Source organism: Acinetobacter sp. AKBS16 (assembly GCF_002899995.1).
GTDB classification, from domain to species: domain Bacteria; phylum Pseudomonadota; class Gammaproteobacteria; order Pseudomonadales; family Moraxellaceae; genus Acinetobacter; species Acinetobacter baumannii.
The window spans coordinates 17,034-17,672 of sequence record NZ_POYH01000078.1; the positions used below are offsets into that span (position 1 = coordinate 17,034).

At 40.8% G+C, this 639-nt stretch carries 1 protein-coding gene; it reads right to left on the reverse strand.

Features of this window, described 5'->3' with window-relative positions; translation table 11 throughout:
* On the reverse strand, positions 1-639 hold a 639-nt coding region (locus C1642_RS13700), incomplete at both ends, for a sigma 54-interacting transcriptional regulator (RefSeq protein WP_228153889.1).

Below are 639 nucleotides of genomic sequence, written 5' to 3' on the forward strand. Positions count from 1 at the left end.
TGTTCAAAGCGGCCTTGATGTTGGGTGTTTGCACCCGTGAAAGCACCTTTTTCATGACCAAATAATTCCGTTTCGATTAAATCTTTAGGAATTGCTGCCATGTTTAAAGCAATAAAAGGCTTAGCGCGTCGTGGAGAATGTTTATGTAAAGCATGCGCAACCAGTTCTTTACCTGTGCCTGATTCACCATTAATTAAAACGGTAATATGCGACTGAGATAAACGACCAATCGCTCGGAAAACCTCTTGCATAGCAGGAGATTCGCCAATAATTTCTGTTGATTGTAGTGGTGAAGCTGTTTTTGTCGCTTCTTGCTGCTGCAATTTATTGATATGCAAAATCGCTCGATTGACTAGAGCTAAAGCTTCATCAATATCGAATGGCTTTGGTAAATACTCGAATGCACCAGTCTGATAGCTTGATACAGCAGACTCTAAGTCCGAATGCGCTGTCATAATGATAACAGGCAAGTCGGGGTGAGAGTTTTTCACTTTAGATAAGAAAGTTAACCCATCAATACCTGGCATACGAATGTCAGTTAAGATGACATCGGGCGCATCATGATGTAAACGTTCCAGTGCTGTTTGAGCTTCTTCAAAATTGGTGACGTCAAATCCTTCTTCTTTAAAGGTCTTTTCA